This is a genomic window from Saccharibacillus sp. CPCC 101409 (assembly GCF_030518235.1).
Classification (GTDB): Bacteria; Bacillota; Bacilli; order Paenibacillales; family Paenibacillaceae; genus Saccharibacillus.
The window spans coordinates 132,031-152,966 of the sequence record NZ_JAULSA010000007.1 but is presented as its reverse complement, the minus strand read 5'-3'; the positions used below and the strand labels follow the sequence as shown (position 1 = coordinate 152,966).

General features: G+C 57.6%; 19 protein-coding genes. 7 read left to right on the top strand and 12 right to left on the bottom strand.

Annotated elements, in window-relative coordinates; translation table 11 throughout:
- Positions 1-374: 374 nt before the first annotated feature.
- Both QWJ34_RS16515 and QWJ34_RS16510 read right to left on the bottom strand, forming a co-directional pair.
- Positions 375-1,547 carry a right-handed parallel beta-helix repeat-containing protein gene (locus QWJ34_RS16515; RefSeq protein ID WP_302729507.1) on the bottom strand — a complete coding sequence of 391 codons (1,173 nt, stop codon included), beginning with the start codon at positions 1,545-1,547 and terminating at the stop codon, positions 375-377.
- Between the two features lie 313 nt (positions 1,548-1,860).
- Positions 1,861-2,859, bottom strand: a complete 999-nt coding sequence (locus QWJ34_RS16510; protein WP_302729505.1) for an NADP-dependent oxidoreductase — start codon at positions 2,857-2,859, stop codon at positions 1,861-1,863.
- Between the two features lie 285 nt (positions 2,860-3,144).
- Here QWJ34_RS16510 and QWJ34_RS16505 point away from each other — a divergent pair, with 285 nt between their 5' ends.
- From QWJ34_RS16505 to QWJ34_RS16495, 3 genes are all read left to right on the top strand, one after another.
- Positions 3,145-4,101 (top strand): L-lactate dehydrogenase, encoded by a 957-nt coding sequence (locus tag QWJ34_RS16505; RefSeq protein WP_302729483.1) that lies wholly within the window; start codon positions 3,145-3,147, stop codon positions 4,099-4,101.
- A gap of 247 nt (positions 4,102-4,348) precedes the next feature.
- The gene (locus QWJ34_RS16500) at positions 4,349-7,261 is read left to right on the top strand and encodes an S-layer homology domain-containing protein (protein WP_302729481.1); all 2,913 of its coding nucleotides are present in this window, start codon (positions 4,349-4,351) and stop codon (positions 7,259-7,261) included.
- A 470-nt stretch (positions 7,262-7,731) separates the two neighbouring features.
- Positions 7,732-7,872 carry a hypothetical protein gene (locus QWJ34_RS16495; protein ID WP_302729480.1) on the top strand — a complete coding sequence of 47 codons (141 nt, stop codon included), beginning with the start codon at positions 7,732-7,734 and terminating at the stop codon, positions 7,870-7,872.
- A gap of 19 nt (positions 7,873-7,891) precedes the next feature.
- On the opposite strand, the gene QWJ34_RS16490 is transcribed toward QWJ34_RS16495, so the two are convergent.
- The 10 genes from QWJ34_RS16490 to QWJ34_RS16445 all read right to left on the bottom strand — a co-directional run bounded on the left by QWJ34_RS16490 (position 7,892) and on the right by QWJ34_RS16445 (position 17,933).
- Complete coding sequence (locus tag QWJ34_RS16490; protein ID WP_302729479.1) at positions 7,892-8,098, bottom strand: hypothetical protein; 207 nt, start codon at positions 8,096-8,098, stop codon at positions 7,892-7,894.
- Positions 8,099-8,176: 78 nt separating this feature from the next.
- Positions 8,177-8,917 (bottom strand): ABC transporter permease, encoded by a 741-nt coding sequence (locus QWJ34_RS16485; RefSeq protein ID WP_302729477.1) that lies wholly within the window; start codon positions 8,915-8,917, stop codon positions 8,177-8,179.
- On the bottom strand, positions 8,918-9,634 hold the full coding sequence (locus QWJ34_RS16480) for an ABC transporter permease (RefSeq protein WP_302729476.1): 717 nt from the start codon (positions 9,632-9,634) through the stop codon (positions 8,918-8,920).
- A complete protein-coding gene (locus tag QWJ34_RS16475) occupies positions 9,631-10,623 on the bottom strand; it encodes an ABC transporter ATP-binding protein (RefSeq protein ID WP_302729475.1) in 993 nt (330 codons plus the stop codon). Before QWJ34_RS16475 ends, QWJ34_RS16480 begins: the two co-directional genes overlap by 4 nt.
- 86 nt (positions 10,624-10,709) lie before the next feature.
- Positions 10,710-11,939 carry a site-2 protease family protein gene (locus tag QWJ34_RS16470; RefSeq protein WP_302729473.1) on the bottom strand — a complete coding sequence of 410 codons (1,230 nt, stop codon included), beginning with the start codon at positions 11,937-11,939 and terminating at the stop codon, positions 10,710-10,712.
- Positions 11,940-12,157: 218 nt separating this feature from the next.
- Positions 12,158-12,349 carry a DUF4177 domain-containing protein gene (locus QWJ34_RS16465; protein WP_302729471.1) on the bottom strand — a complete coding sequence of 64 codons (192 nt, stop codon included), beginning with the start codon at positions 12,347-12,349 and terminating at the stop codon, positions 12,158-12,160.
- Positions 12,350-12,546: 197 nt separating this feature from the next.
- A complete protein-coding gene (locus tag QWJ34_RS16460) occupies positions 12,547-13,836 on the bottom strand; it encodes an ABC transporter permease (protein WP_302729469.1) in 1,290 nt (429 codons plus the stop codon).
- On the bottom strand, positions 13,833-14,729 hold the full coding sequence (locus tag QWJ34_RS16455; protein ID WP_302729467.1) for an ABC transporter ATP-binding protein: 897 nt from the start codon (positions 14,727-14,729) through the stop codon (positions 13,833-13,835). Before QWJ34_RS16455 ends, QWJ34_RS16460 begins: the two co-directional genes overlap by 4 nt.
- A gap of 972 nt (positions 14,730-15,701) precedes the next feature.
- Positions 15,702-17,240 (bottom strand): HAMP domain-containing sensor histidine kinase, encoded by a 1,539-nt coding sequence (locus tag QWJ34_RS16450; protein WP_302729465.1) that lies wholly within the window; start codon positions 17,238-17,240, stop codon positions 15,702-15,704.
- A 12-nt stretch (positions 17,241-17,252) separates the two neighbouring features.
- Positions 17,253-17,933, bottom strand: coding sequence for a response regulator transcription factor (locus QWJ34_RS16445; RefSeq protein ID WP_302729463.1), 681 nt, complete (start codon positions 17,931-17,933; stop codon positions 17,253-17,255).
- Positions 17,934-18,215: 282 nt separating this feature from the next.
- Here QWJ34_RS16445 and QWJ34_RS16440 point away from each other — a divergent pair, with 282 nt between their 5' ends.
- The 4 genes from QWJ34_RS16440 (at position 18,216) to QWJ34_RS16425 (ending at position 20,893) form a co-directional block, all read left to right on the top strand.
- Positions 18,216-18,611, top strand: coding sequence for a hypothetical protein (locus QWJ34_RS16440; protein ID WP_302729461.1), 396 nt, complete (start codon positions 18,216-18,218; stop codon positions 18,609-18,611).
- A gap of 195 nt (positions 18,612-18,806) precedes the next feature.
- Positions 18,807-19,184: a helix-turn-helix domain-containing protein gene (locus QWJ34_RS16435; protein ID WP_302729459.1), complete on the top strand. Its 378-nt coding sequence runs from the start codon at positions 18,807-18,809 to the stop codon at positions 19,182-19,184.
- Position 19,185: 1 nt separating this feature from the next.
- Positions 19,186-19,983 carry an ImmA/IrrE family metallo-endopeptidase gene (locus QWJ34_RS16430; protein ID WP_302729457.1) on the top strand — a complete coding sequence of 266 codons (798 nt, stop codon included), beginning with the start codon at positions 19,186-19,188 and terminating at the stop codon, positions 19,981-19,983.
- Positions 19,976-20,893 carry a hypothetical protein gene (locus tag QWJ34_RS16425; protein WP_302729455.1) on the top strand — a complete coding sequence of 306 codons (918 nt, stop codon included), beginning with the start codon at positions 19,976-19,978 and terminating at the stop codon, positions 20,891-20,893. The genes QWJ34_RS16430 and QWJ34_RS16425 overlap by 8 nt, the downstream gene beginning before the upstream one ends.
- Positions 20,894-20,936: the final 43 nt, after the last annotated feature.

Below are 20,936 nucleotides of genomic sequence, written 5' to 3'. Positions count from 1 at the left end.
AGCCTGGAAAATAAAGCAAGCGGCAAGGTAAATCTAAAATAGCTGCGTACAGCCCCTTATTCAGGCTTGATTTTACGTTTTCAAGAAAATAACTGCGCTCATACCATTATTTCGAGATTTTTCGCTTCTATTCCGAGATTCGCTTCCAAATAGTTGTACCTGTGCCGCTATTTGAAGAAACCGAAGCCTTTTGCCCGAAATAATTGTACCTGTGCCGCTATTTTGGATTTGGAACAAGAACCGGCTTTCGCGGCACTCTGGCACTCTGGGGCCGTTCGAACCGAACAGCCTGTTCGCATTATTGGACCTGCCCGGGACTCGTACCCAGGCGAGCACGAGTCCCGGAATATTCCCCGGGCTCGTTTTTCCCTCCATCAAAAACCTTTATTCCCCCGCAGCTTGATCTCTCCTTTTTCAAACGTCACATTCGCCCCCCGGCTGTTCGTCAGCGTATTGCCCTCGAATGTCACGCGCCGGATGTCCCCGTCTCCCCAGACGCCGATCCCGCGGTGCGCCGCGTTCGTAATCGTATTGCCGCTGAACTCCACATGGTCGATTGTTCCACGGGAAGCATACACCAGGACGTTCGGATGGCTCTCTTTCTCCCGGATGCCCGTGTGGTCGACCGTATTGCCGCTCACCGTAACCCGATTCACATCCATCGTATCGTAAGAATCTTCGACCGCGATATAAAGACCGGCCATCATCGTATCCCGCACTTCGTTTCGCTCGATCCGCACATCGGTTCCGCCGACCACCGAGATCCCCCGCGCTTTGGACATTCCGCCGACATGATTGCCCCGGATCGTAATATTGCGTACCGGCGACGAGCTGGTCCGGTAGCTGACAACCGCGATTCCGTCGTCGCCGGCACCGGTCACCGTGTTGTTTTCCACTGTAATATCATGGCTTTCGGTCGTCATATGAATGCCGTCCGCGCCCGTACGTTCTACCGTATTGTTCGAAACGACTCCGTTATTCGCGCCGTAAGCCATCATAATGCCGGCCGTGCTCGATCCGCTGACGTGAACGCCGGTAATCGTAAAGTTGGAAGCGCCTCGGACGGTGATGCTGTTTTTCTCGTGCGATCCGTCTCCGCGCTCCGCCGTCGTTAGATAGACATGCTTGAAATTGCGGATCTGCGCGCCGTCTCCCGTCAGATCGATGGAGCCGTTTTGCGGATCGGTCGAGACCAGTACCGTATTTTTCGCGCCCGCGCCTTCCATCCGCACTCCGTCCAGCGTCAGGATTCGGCCCAGCACAAACTCGCCGGCCGGAATATACAGCGTCTTCTTCTGCTCCCGGGCCGCTTCGGCCGCCGCCGCGAATGCCGCGTAATCGTCCCGGCCGTCGTTGGCCACCGCGCCGAAGTCCGTCACCGACAGGCCGGATGCCTGTTCGCGGCTCGCCGCTCCGTGATCCGCTGCCTGACGGAGCATCGTTTCGCAGCCGAACGAAGAAAGTGCTTGGTGCAGCGGCGAAATTCCGAATACTCCGCTGCCGAAGATCACGACCGCCGCGCCGATCATAAACCGCTCGTTTCCCAAGTTGCGTGCCTCCCGTCTTGATTCCTCTCTATTGTATATATCCACACAACGCACTTTATTTTCATCTATTTGGTATTTTTGATTCCAATTGACTATCTTTTATGCAAAAGAACTGTTTTTCCGTTCTTATGGACGGGTTTTTCGCTGGGTCTTCACGCATTTCGAAGTCTAGTCGAAATTTCGTGTTTTGCCTGCGACAATGCCGGCAGCATCAAAAAAACGCAGCCGGAACATCTGCGCCGGCCGCGTTTTTGCTTTTGTTTATTCGATTCGTTCCGCTTATTTCCGTTACAACCCGCTCCGCTTATCGCCCTTACACCTTCACCAGCTGCTTGCCCAGATTCTCCCCGCTGAACAAACCGAAGAACGCTTCCGGCGTACGATCGAATCCTTCAATAATATTCTCGCTGTACTTGAGCTTGCCTTCTTTGATCCAACCTGCCATTTCCGGAACGGCTTCGGCGAAGCGGTCCTGATACTGTCCGACCAGGAAGCCTTTGACCAGCGCGGTGCGCGTCAGCAGCAGCGGCAGGAATCTCGGCCCGCTCTCGGGCTGCTTGAGGTTGTACAGCGAAATCTGGCCGCACAGCGGAATGCGCGCATTCGGGTTCAGCAGTTGGAACACCGCGTCGGTAATCTCGCCCCCCACGTTGTCGAAGTAGACGTCGACGCCGTCCGGGCACGCTTTTTCCAGCGCTTCCGCAAGCGAGCCGTCTTTGTAATTGACCACCGCGTCGAAGCCCAGCTCTTCGGACAGATAGCGGTTCTTCTCCTCCGACCCCGAGATGCCGACCACTCGCGCGCCTTTGATCTTCGCAATCTGGCCGACGATCGTGCCGACCGCTCCGCCCGCGCCGGACACCACGACCGTCTCGCCCGCTTTCGGCCGACCGATATCCAGCAAACCGAAGTAAGCGGTCAAGCCGGGCATTCCGAGCACCCCGAGCGCGGTCTGGATCGGCGCCAGATCGGGATCGACGCGCACGACCGACTTGGCGTCCACCGCCGCGTGCGTCTGCCAGCCCCAGTGTCCCTGCACGATATCGCCTTCTTTATAATCGACATGACGGCTTTCCGTGACCCGTCCGACCGCTCCGCCGCCGAACGTGCCGCCGATCTCGTACGGTTTGGAATACGATTTGGCGTCGTTCATCCGGCCGCGCATATACGGATCGACCGACAGATACAGCGATTCGACCGCAATCTGCCCTTCCTGCGGCTGCGCCGCTTCTTCCGTTTTCAATTCGAAATTGTCTCTTGTCGGCATCCCGCTCGGACGGCTTGCCAGCGTAAATCGTTTATTTTGTGTCATGTGCGGATCGCACCTCCATTGTGTTGTACGGCTCTAAGCCTCTTCTCTACCCTATCCCATCGGAATAACCCGAATCAAGTTTGTCCGACAGCGTTCAAACATGTCATGTTTTGTAACATAATCCTTCGTTTTTATGCTGACAAGCTTTATCGTATCCGTTAAAATAAACAAAGCAGCATTTTCGCAACTTTTCATGTAAAAACTCAATTGCATTTTCCTTCATACATTTTGTATCGGAGCGGGTTTTATTCACAATTCCAATCAAGCGGAGGAGCGAACCGGATTATGGGCAAAAAAAATCGCAAAGTCGTCATTATCGGATCGGGCCTTGTGGGGTCGAGCTGCGCTTACGCCATGATCAACCAGTCGATCTGCGACGAGATCGTGCTGGTCAGCCGAAGCTACGAACATGCCGCCGGCCAGGCGCTCGACCTGTCGCACTGCGCCGACTTCACTTCCACCCGCACGCGCGTGCGCGCCGGTTATTACGCCGACTGCGCGGATGCGGACATCGTGGTGCTGACGGCCGGCGCCAATGTCAAAGCGGGCCAGAAGCGCATGGATATTATCGCCGAAGCCGCGTCCATCACGCGCGAGATCGTCGCTTCCGTGATGAACAGCGGCTTTGACGGCATCTTCGTGGTCGCCGCAAATCCGGTCGATATCGTCACGCAGATCACCGCCCAGGTGTCCGGCCTGCCGCGGCATCGGGTGATCGGCACCGGCACCTCGATCGACTCCGCGCGGCTCAAAACGCTGTTCGCCGACGTGTTCCGGATCGATCCGCGCAGCGTGCACGGTTATGCGATGGGCGAGCACGGCGAATCGCAGTTCGTCGCCTGGTCGCACGTCACGATCGGCGGCAAGCCGATTCTCCAGATCGTCGAAGAGCACAAGCTGCGCTTCCCGGATCTCGACCTGAACGACATCGCGCGCAAGACCAAAGACGCGGGCTGGGAAATCTTTACGCGCAAAGGCTCGACGCAGTTCGGCATCGGCAGCGCGATCGCTTATATCGTCCGTTCGATCCTGAACGACGACCACCGCATCATCGCCGTATCGGCGATCCTCGACGGCGAATACGGCCAGACCGACGTCTGCGTCGGCGTCCCGGCCATCATCGGCGACGGCGGCATCGAGGAACTGATCGAGTTCAACCTGAGCGACGATGAAAAAGAACTGTTCGAACGCTCGTGCGAAATTATTCGGGCTGGGCTGGAGAGCGTATCGCAGCCGACGTAAATAAACCGTTTCCCCGGTTCTTTTTTGGCTGCGCCCGTCTTAACTCTCAATTCCAATCTCAATAATTAATTTGCTCCAAGCTCCGCGGACCCGCTCCGCAGAGCTTTTTATATTGTATGTAACTCTTTACACTGTAACATTTTTGGTCAAAACTTTATTTTTCGCAATCTATAAATTTTTTGAAACCGCTCCCGATATAAGTTACTAAGCTATTAGACATTCATCAGGAATCAGGGGAGGAAGCTCTTTGAAAGCTACGAAAAAAGTACTCGCATCCTTGTTCGTTACAGCAGGCATGATGGGTTCGCTAACCGCACAAGCCGAAAGCGCGCCCGCATTCAAAGACTTGAATCAGGCTTCTTCCTGGTCGCGCGACGCGATCACTCAGGCCCAGCTCCTGAACTTATTGACGGGGGACACGGACGGCAACTTCCGGCCCGCCGCTCAAATCACCCGCGAAGAAATGGCGAAAGTCATTGTCGAGCTTCTAAAGCTTCCCGTGGATTCCGCGGCGGCAACGACGTTCAAAGACGTTTCCAAAGATCAGTGGAGCGTTCCTTACATCGAAGCTGTCAAAAAAGCGGGAATCATGCTGGGCAGCGGAAACGGAGCCTTCAATCCCAAACAAACGCTGACCCGCGAGCAGCTGGCCGTCGTGATCGTCAAAGCGCTTAACATTCCTGTTGAAGAAAATTCTTCTGCGCTGTCCCAATTCGCAGATGCCGGCTCCATTCACGACTGGGCATCCCGATATGTGGCAAGCGCAGTCAAATCCGGCCTGATGGCCGGCACCGGCGGCAAGTTCAATCCGACCGCCGTCAGCAACCGCGAAGAAGTCGCGGTCGTCGCGGTTCGCACCTATAAAGCCAAAGAAACGGCGGCAGTACCGGCACCTCAGCCAACGCCTGTACCGACTCCGGTACCTAACCCGGTTCCGACGCCGACGCCCGCGCCTGTTCCGACACCTGCGCCAATGCCGGTTACAACGCCTACGCCTTCGCCGTCGACGCCTTCCCCGACACCGGTCAACCAGGCGCCTGCGGCTTCCAAAGTACAAATAACGGGCAGCGCGATCGTCGGCGAAACCCTTGTCGGCAGCTATACGTACTACGACGCGGACGGCGATGCGGAACAGAATACTACGGTGAGCTGGTATCGGGTCAACGACGACAAGACTTACGTTCAAATTCCCAAAGCTTCCGGCCGCTCTTACAAGATTACTCCGGAAGACGTCGGCAAACGAATCGCTTTTGTGGTAACTCCACGGGATGCCCGCGGCAAGTCGGGAGCAGCCGACGGCGCTGTTTCCAAAGTCGTGCAGGAGAACAATAATGCACCTTTCCTGAGCGGCGTTAAAATTACAGGCACCGCCGAAGTCGGACAAACGCTGACCGGCGACTACAAGTTCAACGATGCCGACCTCGGCGATACGGAAATGGACACTTCGTTTCAATGGTATTCGGTGGATCAAAAAGGAGACCGCAGCGCAATCGGCGGAGCGACCGGCATTTCTTATACGCTGACTCCGAACGAGGCCGGCCGAAAAGTCGAATTTGAAGTCAAAACCAACGATTCGCGCGGCAAAGCCGGCCTTCCGGCATCGGCCTTGTCGGATACAGTGGCCCCGCTCAATCGCGCGCCGAGCATAATTTATATTGAGATTACGGGAACGACCGAAGTCGGGAAAACGCTGACCGGCAGCTATACTTTCAGCGATCCGGATCTGGGCGATACGGAGTCGGGTTCTACCTACCAGTGGTACCGGGTCGATCATAACATTCACAACATCGGCGATGACAAATCCCCAATCGTCGGCGCAACAAGCAAGACGTATACGTTGACTTCCGACGACCTGAATCAGCAGCTTATATTTAAAGTCACGCCGAAAGATTCCCGCGGCAAGACGGGCACGGCGACCGCTTCGAGCGCTTCCGCCGTAGTGCAAGCAGCTAACCACGCGCCTACCGTTTCCAATGTTAAGATTACCGGAAACCCGGAAGCGGGTCAGACGCTGACCGGCAGCTACGCCTTCGCCGATTCGGACAGCGATACGGAAAAAGGATCGACATACGAATGGTACCGCGTGATGGAAAACCATACACCTGAACTCATTACGGGAGCGACTTCCCTGACCTATACGCTGACCGACAGCGATGTAGACTATAAGATCATTTTCCAGGTAACACCGAAAGACTCTCGCGACAAGACCGGTCAAGTCGGGATTTCGGACCCGACCGCGACGGTTAAAGCGCTCAATCATGCGCCGACGGCTGCCGATGTAACGATTTCCGGCACCGCCAAAGTCGGAGAGCCGCTGACCGGCAGCTACACCTTCACCGATCCGGACGGCGACAGCGAACTGGGTACGACTTTCAAATGGTATCGCGTCAACAGTGACAATACACAAGCGGTAATCAGCGGCGCAACCGCTAAAACCTATACCCTGACTTCCGACGACGCGGGTAAAAAAGTCGTATTCGAGGTAACGCCGAAGGATTCTTATAGCGAAGCCGGCACTCCGGCATCCGCAACTTCGACGATGATTGCCGCGGCCAACCAGGCTCCGACAGCTACCGCCGTTTCGATCTCCGGTACAACTACGGTCGGACAAGTGCTGACCGGCAGCTACACGTATGCCGATGCGGATAACGACGCCGAAACCGGAACGACGTTCCAGTGGTACCGTATAGACGGCGCTACCTCGACGGCCATCACCGGCGCAACCAACGACACTTATACCCTGGTCGCTGCCGATTCCGGCAAAACGGTGAAGTTTGAAGTTACACCGAAAGATTCTCATGGACTGGCCGGTACCGCGTCTTCGGCAACTTCGACAACGATTGCTGCCGCTAACCGGGCTCCAACCGCTTCGAGCGTTACGATTTCCGGCACGACTCAAGTCGGACAAACGCTTACCGGCAGCTACACCTTCACCGATCCGGACACTGGAGACACCGAGTCGGGTTCGACGTTCCAATGGTACCGCGTAAATGGCGGCACGCCGACAGCAATCACCGGTGCAACCAACAAGACTTATGTTTTGGTTGAAGCCGATTCCGGCAAAACGATTAAGTTCGAAGTCACGCCAAAAGATTCCCGCGGTCTGTCCGGTACTCCGGCTTCCGCAACTTCCGGTACGATTTCGCCAGTTGGCCCGTAAACGCACAATAAAAAAATCCGCCGCAAGCAACCCTTGCGGCGGATTTTTTATTTCAGGGTGTCGAGAAAACCGGGTAGGGTTCCAAACGGAAAATAGCGGCACAGGTACAATTATTTTCGGCGAAACGCTTCCGTTTCTTTAAATAGCGACGCAGGTACACTTATTCGGGAGCCAAAGGCCAAATCGAAGCGAAAAAGCTTGAAATAAGTGTATAGGCGCGGTTATTTTCTCGAAAACGTAAGATCATGCCTGAATAAGAGTATATACGCAGCTATTTGAGATTCGTCCTGCGGCTCGCTTTATTTCTCAAGCCCCTTCCCCGACCTTTCATTCCAATCGAGTCTACTTCATTATGTTTACATCAAATCGTTTCTCGACAATCCGAATAAAAAATCCGTATCAGACACCGTCGGCTCGATCCGGCGCTAAGCCCTATAGATTCCGTTTATTCGTCCGTACCGGATAAGCATATGTACCGCCAGACCGACGCTGCGCGTAAAGAACTGCTTCGCATCGAAGATCTCCATGCCGGGCAGCGGGTCGAAGTAAGTTATTTTTACCCGCTGACTCCTTTTTTTCTCGCTATGGAATTTACGGTACTGGAAGAGTAAACCGCAGCGCGCAGCCGCCTTACTTCTTCCTCGATCCTTTCCGAATCAGCGCAAAAATCCCGAACATCAGCAGCATGGAAAGAACCAAAGAAACGCAGAAGACCGGAAATCCGCTGTCGCCGACCGCGGCCGATGCTTCCGCCGCCGACGCGGCGTGCGCCGGACGAACAAAGACGAGCATCGGAAAAGCGGCGGCGGCAAAGCCGAGTATTCGTTTTGAAACCATCGAACGTTCCCCCTTATACCGAATAAACGCCTTTCCCGGCAAAAAAGTTGGGTTGGGCGTCTATTTGAATGCCGCTCGTTACACCGCCTTGCGATTGAAATACACCATTCCCGCGGCCAGAAACAGCACGAAGCTTCCTCCGACCGTAATCATCAGGTTCTCCAGCGGCAGCGCGAACGCGCCGAAGTCGTACTCCCCGCCGGCCTGCATCATCGCCAGCATGGGCTGGGCCCACGGATAATACGGACCGATCTCCGACGAATTGGCGACCAGGATATTCGGGATGGTAAAGATCACATTCAGCACGAGCGGCGCGGCGAAGCTGCTCCACATCGTGGACACGAACAACTGCAGCGCGGCCAGCGGCAGACAGGCTACAAATCCCCCGATCAGTCTGGGCGCAAACAATTCCCACGGTATAAGCGACAGGTCGAAGCCTTTGAACAATCCGGCAGCCAGGACGGCGGCCAGAAACAGCAGCTGATTCAGCGCCAGCGTTCCCCCTACCACGAACAGCTTCGCCAGATACAGCGCGTTTCGCGATACCGGCAGCGACAGGATTTGTTTCCATCCGCCTCCGGCGTGCTCGTAGCGGCAGACGAACGCCGAGAAGATTCCCGTCATTACCGGCAGAAACAGCATCGCGTGCAGCAGGCTCATCACTAGCAGCAGCGCCAGCCAGCCTTCTTCGGTACCCGGGATGTTGGCGAACAAGCCGATGGCGCCGCACAGCAGCGGATCGATCACCGCCAGCAGCAGGATCTGGGAGCGGCCCAGTTTGATGCGCTCGCTGCGGAGCGCCGCTATCCATTGATTCATTTACGCCACATCCTTTCTCGAAAAGTGGATAGAGCCCAGCAGATACAGCACCGCGAACAAAGCGACGCCCAGTCCCATAAAAAGGAACGTTTCTTGCCCGGCCACGACCAGCGACGGCCACGACAGCGGGATCGCTTCGCTCAGCGAACCGCCGAATACGGATACCAGCGAAGCCGCAATGCCGAGCGAGATCGGGATCGCCTGGTTGCGCAGCGTCAGCGCCGCCCAGAGCATAAATCCGAGCAGCGGCAGCGAAGCCAGCAGCGGATAGAACCCGAGCGTCAGCAGATCGAAGTACGGAATCTCTCCCGGCAGCCGCAGCGCAAGGCCGACGATTACGATGGACACGGACAGCAGCACGCAGGCCGCGAGCAGTTGAACCAGGCAGCACAGAAATTTCGAAGCGAACACCTGCGAGCGCTTGACCGGCAGTGCCAGCGTCTGCTTCCAGGAATTCTGCCGGTTCTCGATACTGGCAATCATCGACATCAGCAGGGTCATCGCCAGGTAGATCGCGATCGGCACGAAACTGCCCACGCTGCTCAGCAGTCCCGCCCAGGGATCGGACTTGTATTGATCCAGCACCAGATAGTCGTAGCGGAGGCCGAAGTTCAGCGCCTGCATGGCGGCAAGTCCCGCGGGTCCGATAAACACGATCCACCAGATGCCGGTGCGGCGCATCTTGAGCAGGTCGGTCGCAAGCAGTTGTCCGATCATTGCGCCGCCTCCTTTGGAAGGCCCGCCGCTCTCGGCGCGCCGCCGGCGGAAGTTCCGGCTTCCCCGTTGGTTTCCGCCGTTGCGCCTGCTCCGCTCGTCATCGTCAGGAACAGGTCTTCCAGCGATTTGCGCCGCTCTTCGACCCGGTAAATGCTGTGCCGGGCGTCCACCAGAGCCGCGACCAGCCGGGCGATCTCTTCGTTCCCGATGCCTTTGAACACCAGCTTGCCCTGGTCCAGCCGCGGGAAGCAGCCCAGTTCGCGCGCCGTAATCAGTCCCGCGTCCGGCTCCGACAGCGCGATATGAATTTCGCTGCCCGCTTTGCGCTGGAGGTTGGGAATACTGTCCTGGAAGATCATCCGCCCCTGGTTGACGATGCCGACGCCGGTCGCCATCTGCTCGACTTCGCTCAGCAGGTGACTGGACACGAGCACCGTAATGCCCTGCTCTTTCGGCATTCTTTTGATCAGCTCGCGAATTTCCAGAATCCCCGACGGGTCGAGGCCGTTGGTCGGTTCGTCGAGCAGCAGCAGTTCGGGGCTGCCGAGCAGCGCCGACGCGATGCCGAGCCGCTGCTTCATGCCGAGCGAATAGCCTTTGACCGCGCGCTTGGCGTCCTTGGTCAATCCGACGGTGCGCAGTACTTCGTCGATCCGATTCTTCGGCACGTTCAGGATGCGGCGGATCGTTTCCAGATTCTCCACGGCGTTCAGATGTCCGTAATACGACGGATATTCGACCAGCGAGCCGACCCGGCGCAGAATCTTGATCCGTTCGCGCCGCAAGTCCTGCCCGAAGATCTGCACAATGCCGCTGCTCGGCTTGATCAGGCCGAGCAGCATGCGGATCGTCGTCGTTTTGCCCGCCCCGTTCGGGCCCAGGAATCCGTAAATCTCTCCTTGGGGAATCGCCAGATTAAGCGCGTCCACCGCTCGGGTTCCTTTGTATTTCTTCGTCAAGTTCCGGGTTTCGATCATCATTTCGGTCATATCCCTCACCTCTGGTTTCTTTATCGTTGGTTCCCATGATACAGAGGCAAGGTTAAAGACCGGGGCGCTTCAAGTTTAAATTTGGTTTAAAAAAGCAGTCCGCAGCCGCGCAGCCTTTCCTCCTCGAACCGCGCAAACGCTTCGAACGAAGCCATATCGCCGCTCATCGCGCGGATCGTCGTTATGTATTCGCCGGCAAGGACGGCCGAGTCTTGCGAGAAAGCGCGCGCCTTCAGCAGCAGCGGCGACGGCTTGTTCGCCCGGCCGCCGAGGCGTTGCAGCAGCGCTTCGGCCGCTTCGCGCTCGCCGGCTTCGCACAGCCGAACGACTTCTTCGCCCAGCACCATAAGCATTGCGTCGCGCTGCATTTTGGCTGTATTGGACGGCGGAGGCCAGGACTCCTCCAGCTCCCGGGTCAAGATCGCTTCCGGTGAATCGGCCGGAACGTCCGCCGCCGCGGCGGCATCCGCTGCCGGGCCGTCGCCCGGTGTCCGGCCGGCCGCGGCAATATTGTCCGCCCGCTTCGCTCCCGCTCCGGACGCCGCCTCCGGCTCCGGCTCCCGCATCAGCTTAACGTAATACAGCAGATGCAGATCGTGCAGTTCGCGCCCCTTCGGCGGACTTGGCCGGTCCGCCAGCTCCCGCAAATAGCGGACGCTTATGCCGCGCAGAAAAGCCCGTTTATGCCCGTCCAGCCTTTCGCCCTGGATCAGCATCGCCCATGCGCTCGCCAGCGCGCAATTCCGGCGACCGAGCAGCAGCGCCTGCACGCCGTCGCTAAACAGCGTCGCCAGCCCGATGCCGGCGGACAGCAGCCCGTACAGACCGGCCGCGCTCCACAGCTGCGCAGCCGACGCATAAGCGGCCAGCCCGGTCGCCAGGCTGAACGCCGGACCGGCCATGCAGACGATCCGCTGCGCCCGGATCGCCCGGCCGAACGCGGCTTCATCCTTGTATTCCCGGATATCCGTCTGCATCGCGCCGAAGAAATACTTGTTCTTGACCGTAAAGCGCACCCGGCGCTCCTTAAACAGAAAAATCAGTGGCCCCCAGTACAGCCGGGTCACCCGGCTGCGCACCGCCAGCGCGCCGAGAATATGGCCGATCTCGTGCACCAGAATCGCGGTCATCGCGATCATCGCGGCTGCGACCAGCGCGGCGGGCAGCGGCCAGCCGCCAAACGCACCGGCCGTATTCCACGCCGATTCGGCCGCTGCGGCTCCGCGGCTGCCGCTTCCCGCCAATCCCGCCGCCGTCCAGACGATCACGAATCCGGCGGCCGCCGCAATCAGCGGCGTAACGATCTTTCTGAACATGAACGAATCCTCCTTAACCGGATCGAATATAGAGCGGCCTCTCTCCACGGACGCTTTGCGCATACGCCTGCGCCGCGAAGCGGCGGACGGCCGGTTTTCCCGCCTCCCCCGGAACGGGTTCCGGCGCGCTTGAACCGTCCCGCCCCGGCTTAACAAGAAACCCGCTCGCCGAAGCGAGCGGGTTTCTGCAATCCGGTGTTTTCGAACTCGTTTTCCGGCTACGCCTTGATCTCCCGTTCGAAATACAGCTCCATGAATGTCGACGAACCGAATCCCGCCGCCGGGGGCGAGAACAGCTGAACCAGTCTCCAGCCTTCGCGGGCATGAGCATGGACGATCTGGTGATGGTCCAGCTTCGGTTGGCCTTTCCAGCCGTTCATGTCGATCTGCACAATATCGTATTCGTACATCTTCATCGCTCCCTTAAAGCTATTTTTTGAATTTCCGCTTCCCGTCCGACTTGTGTAAAACACCCAACACTTGTTAAAACGTTCCATTTCCCGAACGGTTTCCGTTTTTTATAAAATCCGCGTCCGAGATTTCTCCGGAAATTCCCGTGCTTTCCGCACGCCCCATGTTTCCGCTTTGTTTCTTGCCTGCAAAAATCTCACATTCCCGATGTCGTCTTGCCGCCCGCCGAAGCCGATACCGCCGGACCGCGTTTGCCCGATCCCAGCGCTCTGAGCATCATGCCGAGCGAAGGCTTCTGGCCGTACAGCAGCACGCCGGCGCGGTAGATGCGGGACGACAGCCAGGCGACCAGCACGGTCGAAGCGGCCAGGATCAGCAGCGGTACCATAATTTCCATCGGGGCCAGCTCGCCCGCGCCCACCCGGGCGATCAGCACGAGCGGCGTCAGAAACGGAATGTACGAGCCGGCCACGGCCAGCGTGCCGTTCGGGTCGTTCATGCTCATCATGCCGGCGAAGAACGAAGCCATCAGCAGGATGGATACCGGCATGATCGCCTGGTTCAGCTCCTCGCTGCGGCTGACCAGCGAACCGGCCGCGCCGAACAGCGCCGCGTAGAAGAAGTAGCCGAGCACGAACACCAGAGCCGTTACGGCCAGCGTTCCGCCGCCCAGAATCGAGAAGTCGACGCTGAACGCGCCCAGCCTGATCCCTTCGCCGCCTCCGGCGAACCGGATCAGAGCCGCGCCGACGCCGAAGATCAGCGCGAATTGAAGGATGCCCGCCAGCCCCACGCCGAGCAGTTTGCCGGTCAGCAGCTGGCCGGGACTGACTTTGGTAATCAGGATTTCTTTGATGCGCGAGCCTTTTTCGACCGAGATCGAAGTCGCGACGTTGCCGGCGAACAGGTAGATCATAAAGTACAGCAGGAACAGCAGCAGATACACCGGCATAAACGTTTCCGCAAACGACTTGCCGCCCGCGTTCAGTTCCTGCAGATCGAGCACCGGAGGCGCCGTGATCTGCCGCGCCTCGCCGGCGTCCAGATTCAGCTTGCCGACTTCGGAGGCCGTGTACGCCTGTCCCACATAGCTCATCAGCGGCTGCGCAAACGAAGCGTCTTCGCTCTTGTCGACCACGAGAGTCACCTGCGGCGCGCCGTCCCCGGCGTTCACCCGCACGACGCCTTCCAGCTTGTCGTCTTTGAGCAGGGCGGTCTGCGCGTCCAGCTCTTCGGCCGGCAGCACCTGCCAGGTATACAGCGGCGAGACGTTCCCGGACAGCCCTTCCGCCGTCAGGTTCAGGTTCGATTCGTCGATCACGGCGACCGTTCCCTGCGTTTGCGCTTCCCCGCCTCCGCCCAGCCATTTCGGCAGCTGCGTGAGCAGCAGGATGGCGGCGATCACGATCAGCGTCATCACTTTGAACGACTTGGAACGGATTCTTTCCTTAAACGAATATGCCAGGACGGTCCACATTTTATTCATACCGCTTCCCCCACCTTTTCAATGAAGATTTCGTGCAGCGTCGGTTCCTTGATCTCGAATTTCAGCAGCGGCACGCCTTCCTGCGCCAAGCGCCGCATCAGGCCGAACGCTTCTTCTTCGCTGTCGATCTTGAGCGCCCATTCTCCGGCTCCGCGCTTGGTCCCTTCGTATCCGCCGGCTTGCAGCACAGGGGCCAGATCCGCTTCGCTGCGCAGAATCAGGCTGCTGCGTCCGTACGAGCGCTTGATGTCGTCCAGGCGGCCGTCGATCTGCACGATTCCTTTTTTCAAAATGCAGATGTCTTCGCAGAACTGCTCGACCTGCATCATCTGGTGGCTGGAGAAAATCATCGCCTTGCCGCGGGCCAGCTCTTCCTTGACGACCGAAGACAGCATATCCGAGTTGACCGGGTCGAGCCCGCTGAACGGTTCGTCCAGGATGACCAGCTCGGGATCGTGCAGCAGCGCCGAGATGATCTGTACCTTCTGCTGATTGCCCTTCGACAGCTGTTCGACGCGTTTGTGTTCGTGCTCCGCGATGTCCAGACGCTCCAGCCAGCCCTTCAGCGCCTGCTGCGCCGCGGCTTTCTTCATTCCTTCCAGCCGGGCCAGGTACAGCAGCTGCTCGCTCACCGTCTCCTTGGGATACAGCCCGCGCTCTTCCGGGAGATAGCCGATGCTCGGGCGGTTGGCGGCAAAATTTTTCCCGTTCCACAGCACCTCGCCCTGTTCGTATTCGAGCAGCCCCAGCACCGAGCGGATCGTCGTCGTTTTGCCCGCCCCATTGCCGCCCAGCAGCCCGAACGCCTGGCCTTCCCTGACCGTTAGCGAAACGCCGTCCACAACCGTTTTGTCACCGTATCGTTTGCCCAGGTTTCTGATCTCCAAAGTCATCGCAATATCTCCCTTCGCGCTTCCGCGCGCCGTTTTATCGTTTCCGCACAGGCGTGTCGTCCGGCGAACGGAATCGAAGTGTGCCTGCACAGTGATTAGTGTGTATGTCTATATGCACACTATATTACGAGTGGGGAATTCTGTCAAACGTTTTTGCTAAAAAAGTAAAGACGCCGATTGGGAAAAGGGAGTACAAAACGCGGAAAACCGCACAGCAGCAAGGGTTTGGGCACGGGGAGACGAGCAATAAATGCTGTTCGAAAAATGCGGGAAGCGTATTAGATGCGGGGGATCGAGGTGTGTATAGAAGGAGAGGTGCGTTTATAAACAGCGGGTGTGTATAGGGGAGGTCGGGGTGTGCATGAACGAATGAAGAGTATGCGCGGCAGGCGGATCGGCAGGAGAACAAACGACAGGAGTGTATCGAGCGGCGAATGTGAAAAAGGGCTGCAAGTAAACGATTCAGTGATCCATGCACAAGAATTGGCGCGGGGAGGGGTAGCCCGGTATGCAGCGAGTAGCATGTGTCGAGGCAGCGGATGGTATACAAAAAGCGGCGTATCTGTTCGGGCTTTCGGCAAAAAAAGCGCCGGACGCGGCCCGTTGAGGCCGCTATCCAGCGCTTCTCCGCTTCGACTACGCGTATTGCGTTCCGCTGTACCGATTTTCCGCGGCTTTTTCCGGCGTATCACTCATACAGACCGCCGACGTCGGCGCCCGGTTGCCATCGTCTCTGTCTCTGCTTCCGTTTCTGTTTCCGTTTCCGTTTCCGTCTTCGCCTCTGCTTCCGTTTCCGTTTCCGTTTCCGCTCTAACGGAACTCAGCGGCCTTAAACGACTCGTTTTGCCCGCTTAGGAATTCTAACGGAACCTGGAGACGCTAAGCGCTCGATTTACGGCCGAAAAGCTTCGCCGGCAGGCGAATAAGAGCGCTCCGTTCCGTTAGCCCTGGAACCGGTCCAAAAAACGGCGATTAGCGTCGCCCGCTTCCGTTAGCGTCGGCCTCGGACGCGCCGGGCAGCGAAGCCCGTTCCGCCCCGAACGGCCGGATCGTGACGACCGTCCCGCCTTCGCCGCTTTCCATGCTCCAGCTCATCCCCATCTCGCGGATCATCAGATCCACGATCGACAAACCGATGCCCGCTCCGGCGGCGGAAGCCTGGCAGGACTTCCGGCCGCCGCCTGCAGCCGGCTTGTCCGCCTGCGCCGCCGCCTCTTCCGCGGCCGTGCCGCTATTCCCCAGCCCCGGGCCTTTGTCCCGGACCCGCAAGCTCCGCCGCCCCCGCGCGTCGGGCGGCCCGAGCGACAGGCCGATGTAGCGGCCCGTCTTCGCGTGGCGCACCGCGTTCTGGAACAGGTTGTCCAGGATGCGGACGAACCATTCCCGGTCGACGCGCCAGACCAGCGCGTCCTCGGGCAGATCGGCATCGACTTCCATGCCGTTCTTCTCGAATACCGGGTACCACTGCGCGGCCGCCGTGCGCACGAGGCGCAGCACGTCGGTGTCTTCCAGCACCATCGGATAGCGACCGGCGGCGATCAGAGTATACGACAGCAGGTTGTCGATCAGGCCGCCCAGATCGTCTAGCTTGCCCGCCATCAGCGACAGCGATTGACGTCCGCGCTCGCCGAGCGGCTCGGACTCCAGCGAATAGGCGTGGCTGCGCACGACGGTCAGCGGCGTGCGCAGATCGTGCGACAGATTGGCGATCAGCCGCTTGCGCAGCTCTTCTTCCTCGCGCTCGCGCTGCCGCCCGGCGCGCAGCTTCTCCACCATTTCGTTGAACGTGTCTTCCAGCGCGGCCACTTCGTCGCGGCGCTTGCCCGGCGAGACCGGCAGCGGCATGCCGCTTTCGTCGTAGGCGGTCATCGCCGTTTGCAGCCGGACCAGCCGTTTGCGAATCCGGTAGAAGAATGTCCAGGACAGAAAAGCGAACAGCAGCAGAAGCAGCACGAACAGCAGCACGAACAACACCTGCGTAATGCGCGCTTCCTGGTCCGGCACCGACGCGACGGTCAGGTTTACCGGCACCCGCGCCACGACGAACCCCTGCCGCTCGTCGCTCGCCGGATCGTCTTTTTCCCCGACAAAAGCAACCACCGTAAACGTCTTCGAAGTGTACAGCGTCGCCCGCTTCATGAATTCGGCGGTCCAGGACGGCGTCCAGACTTCGGGCAGATCGCCGCGCTTCGGCTGCTCGAACGCCGTACGGCCGGCCGCGTCGATATAAGCCGTCTCGACGGACGGATGCTTGCTCCGATAAGCGGCCAGCGCCGCTTCGACCGCCGCCGCGTCCTCTCCGTCCAGCCCGGCCGCAAGTTCGTGCCAGTCGCTTTCGAGCTGCGAACGCACGACCCTATCCGGGCGATCCCTCGGCGCTTCCGGCTGCCAGAAGAAATAACTGTACCCCACATAGATCGCCATCGTCAGCAGCAGCAGCACCGGCAGCAGGAAGATGGCGAAGCCGATCAGCATCAGGTAGCGCGCCATCAGCGACTCGCGAAATTTCACGGCGTCCCCCTCCTATCCGCGCACCCGGTAGCCGATGCCGCGAATCGTTTCCACGATCGCCGGACTGCCGGGGTCCCGCTCGATTTTTTCGCGCAAATACCGGATATGCACCATCAGCGTCTTGTCGCCTTCCATATACGGCTCGCCCCAGACCGCTTCGTAGATCTGCTCTTTGGTCAGGATCTGCCCCAGATGCCGCAGGAAGAACATAAAGATATGAAACTGCTTGCCCGTCAGCGCAATCTCTTCGCCGCTCTCCGAATCGACCACCCGGTTCTCGTGCTCGTACACGAGCAGATGCCCGATGCGGCGCGCTTCCGGTTCGGCCGGAGCGGAGCGGCGCAGCATGACCTCGATCCGCGCGGCCAGCTCGTCCGGGTGGAACGGCTTGGTCAGGTAATCGTCGGCGAAGCGCAGCGCTTCCAGCTTGTCGTCGATCGCCGTGCGCGCCGACAGCATCATGACCGGCAGCTCCGGGCGATCGCGCTTGAGCCGCTGGCCGACCGTGAAGCCGTCGAGGCCCGGCAGCATGATGTCCAGCACCGCCGCGTCGCATTCCCCGGCCGCCTGCGCGGCGCCGTCCCCGCTCTCCAGCCAGACCACGCGGTAGCCGCGCTCTTCCAGGTTCCGCACCACCCATTCGCCGATTTCCCGTTCGTCTTCGATATATAAAATGCTTTTTTGCGTTTGCATGGAATTCCGCCTCCAAATTCCGCGCGCCTTGTTCGTTCCCGCGTGTCCGCGATTCGGCGCCCGGCTTACTCTCTTAATTCCGGCATGTCCATCATAGCAGGATTACCGCTTTTCGGCACATTCGCCGGCGCGCGCCAAAATCCTTTTTCCCGAAAAAGTCCCGTTTCTTCCGGCCCTGCTAAAGGGTAATAAGGTTTACGTTTTTCACACATCTCTTATTATTCGACGTCTCGTCCATTCAAATAATCGATCGTCCAACATCCGATGAGGGGAGCGTTTATGATGCCTATCGCCATATTGTTTCTGCTGGGAGCGGCCGTGCTTGCCGGCGCCGCCGCGTTTCTGTATGTCAGCCGGTTCGGACGCCGGCGCAGCGCCGGCAACGTCGTGGATCTCGCCGCGGTCCGCCGCCGCAAGCTGCGCAGCGCCCAGGAAGCGCTGAGAAACGGTACGCTGCCGGACGCCGGCGTAACCGCCAAGCGGACCGCCGTGCCGGCAGCCGGCGCGGAGATCCGGCGATTCGTGCCCAAGTCCGCCGGAGCAAGCCCGCAGACCTGCTCGTCATGCCAGAAGAAGACCGATAAGCTCGGCTTCTATATGAACGATTACGGCCGCCTGGTCGGCGTATGCAAAGAGTGCCGCAAGTCGGCCAAGAACCGCGATTTGATGCCGCTGTAGCACAGCGATTATTCAATCTTTGAAGCTGTCTCCGAAAGGAGCGGCTTTTTCTTTTTGTTTCGGTATCCATACAAAAAAACTCAAAAAATAATACAAAAAATCTGGAATAACTTTAAATCGGAATATCATTCATGATAAAATCTATTAAAGTAATATTTGTATCATTTCATGATACACTTTAAGGAGTTGAGAAATATGACGTTTATGCAAAATGTGAAAGTGTACCTACATCATTACCGGTTTAAACATGCTGCGATCGCCCGTCTTGCCGGAATGGATACCAATAAATTTTCACGCTTGATTAACGGCAAACAGGATGCGACCCAAACCGACATGAAAGCTCTGGCCCGCGCACTGGACAAAGAAATCGCCTTTTTCCTGAACGAATCGGTAGAGCTTCAACCGCCCGCTTCCGAAGACGACCTGGAACCGCACGCGATCGGATTCTATATGGGGACGCCGGACGCGGACAAAAAGCGGCTGGCCAATCAAGTATTCGAACTGTTGGAGAATGTTCATGCCATCCTCGGGGCGGAAAAGAAGTTGAGCAGGCTTCAATACGGAGGAGAATAAGATGGACTGGCGGCGATTTCGGGAAATTATTCAACGCAATCATCAAAACGAAGCGGAAGTCGAAGCCGCGCTGAAAGAATTCAAGGAACGTAAAATTTGGGACGGAGACATTCCCAAACTCATGAAAGAAATCGGAGAAAAACTGGGCGTGTTCAAGATCGAAATTCCTATGCGCGATCCGGATTTCGGAGCTTGTTTTTTTAAAACGCCGGACGGTCAATATCTGCTTCTAAACTCCAGTCAGCCCCGCTGCAGCATGAACTTCGCTTTTTGCCACGATATTTACCACGTTCTGCACGGAACCCCCGAGCATATCAACGAAGTTCGGGAAGTGCATCTCAACCAGGACTATCTTTATCACGCGAACGAAGGCAGAGCGAATTTGTTCGCGGCCAGTCTGCTTATGCCGGAAACCGACTTCCGCACCATGGCCCACCATTACGGTTCGCATTATCCGGAAGCGGATAAGCAGGTCGCTCATCTCATGCACTACTTCGAAGCGCCTTTTGCCGCCGTTTTGCTTCGTTTGTACGAATTAAAGATTTGGGAAAGCGCGGACCAAGCCAAAGAACTGCTGGAATACGATACAAGGCGCATCTACACGCTGTTCGACGAATGCTGGTTGAACCGGGAAACGCTGCTTCCGACCATGAACGACGATTTTGGCAGATTGATGAGTTTGCTGGCAAGAGAAGGGGACAAGCTCAATCAAAACGAGATCATGTCGACATACAACCATACCCGGATTATGGAAACGATCCAAACCCTGTACGAACAAATCCGCTTCAACCATGACTAAAGTCTACACGCATACCCCTTCTAATTTTTCCGATATGCAAAGCCTGCTGATTTATGTCAAAGCCGACGTCGTCGATGCGTTTCTAACGCGAAACACTTATTATTTTTACGACACCTGTTCGATCCTGCACCATTCCAATTCCGATAACCGCCAATGCGTGATCGATTATTTGAACGAAGAGCGGGCGCTTGTTATCGTCACCCGGACCGTCTTGATGGAGTTGATGAACGGAGTCGGTCATATCCATGCTGCTCAGTTGGGATATTTGCAAGAACTTCATTCTTCCGGTCTTCCCGTGCTGCTGCTCGACGAGGAATGGATCTGGGATATTGTCAGGGAATTGCGGATCGTCAAAGCGGGCGAAGCCAATCGGATTTTGGGTTTCGGCATTAAAGCTCTTTCTCGAAACAAAGGAGCTGTCCACTATGCCATTCAATCGTTCCCCCGTAAAATAGACCTGTTAAAAGAAGGAAATGGACAAACTTGTCTGGTTGAGCCTTTTTTTACTCATGCGCGCAGTCTCAAAACCAGCGGCGACAGTCTGGCGGAAGAATTGATTCTTTTGGCCGCCATCTTTCTTTCCCAGCTTAACCGCGGAAAATTTGTCTTGTTCAGCGACGATCTAAAAGCCAGATCCCCGGTTATCGATGCGCTGGCTCAATTTGAACGCAACTATGCCAGGGAAAAACTGCATCAGCTGACGACTGCCACCCTGCTTGGACGGATGCACCGCCGCGGACTGCTGACCGAGCGAACCGGGATGATTGAGCTGATGCAAAAGGTATCTCAAGGCCGTATCAAAGTTCACTATGTGGACGGGAATATGATCGAAGCCGGCATTGGAAACTTCTCCGTTGAAGATCTAGTGGACCGAATTCTCAACGACAGCGAGTTCAAAGTCTTTTATTGAGTTTAGAGCGCGTCTTCAAATTCGCTGAAGTGCATTGTTTCTC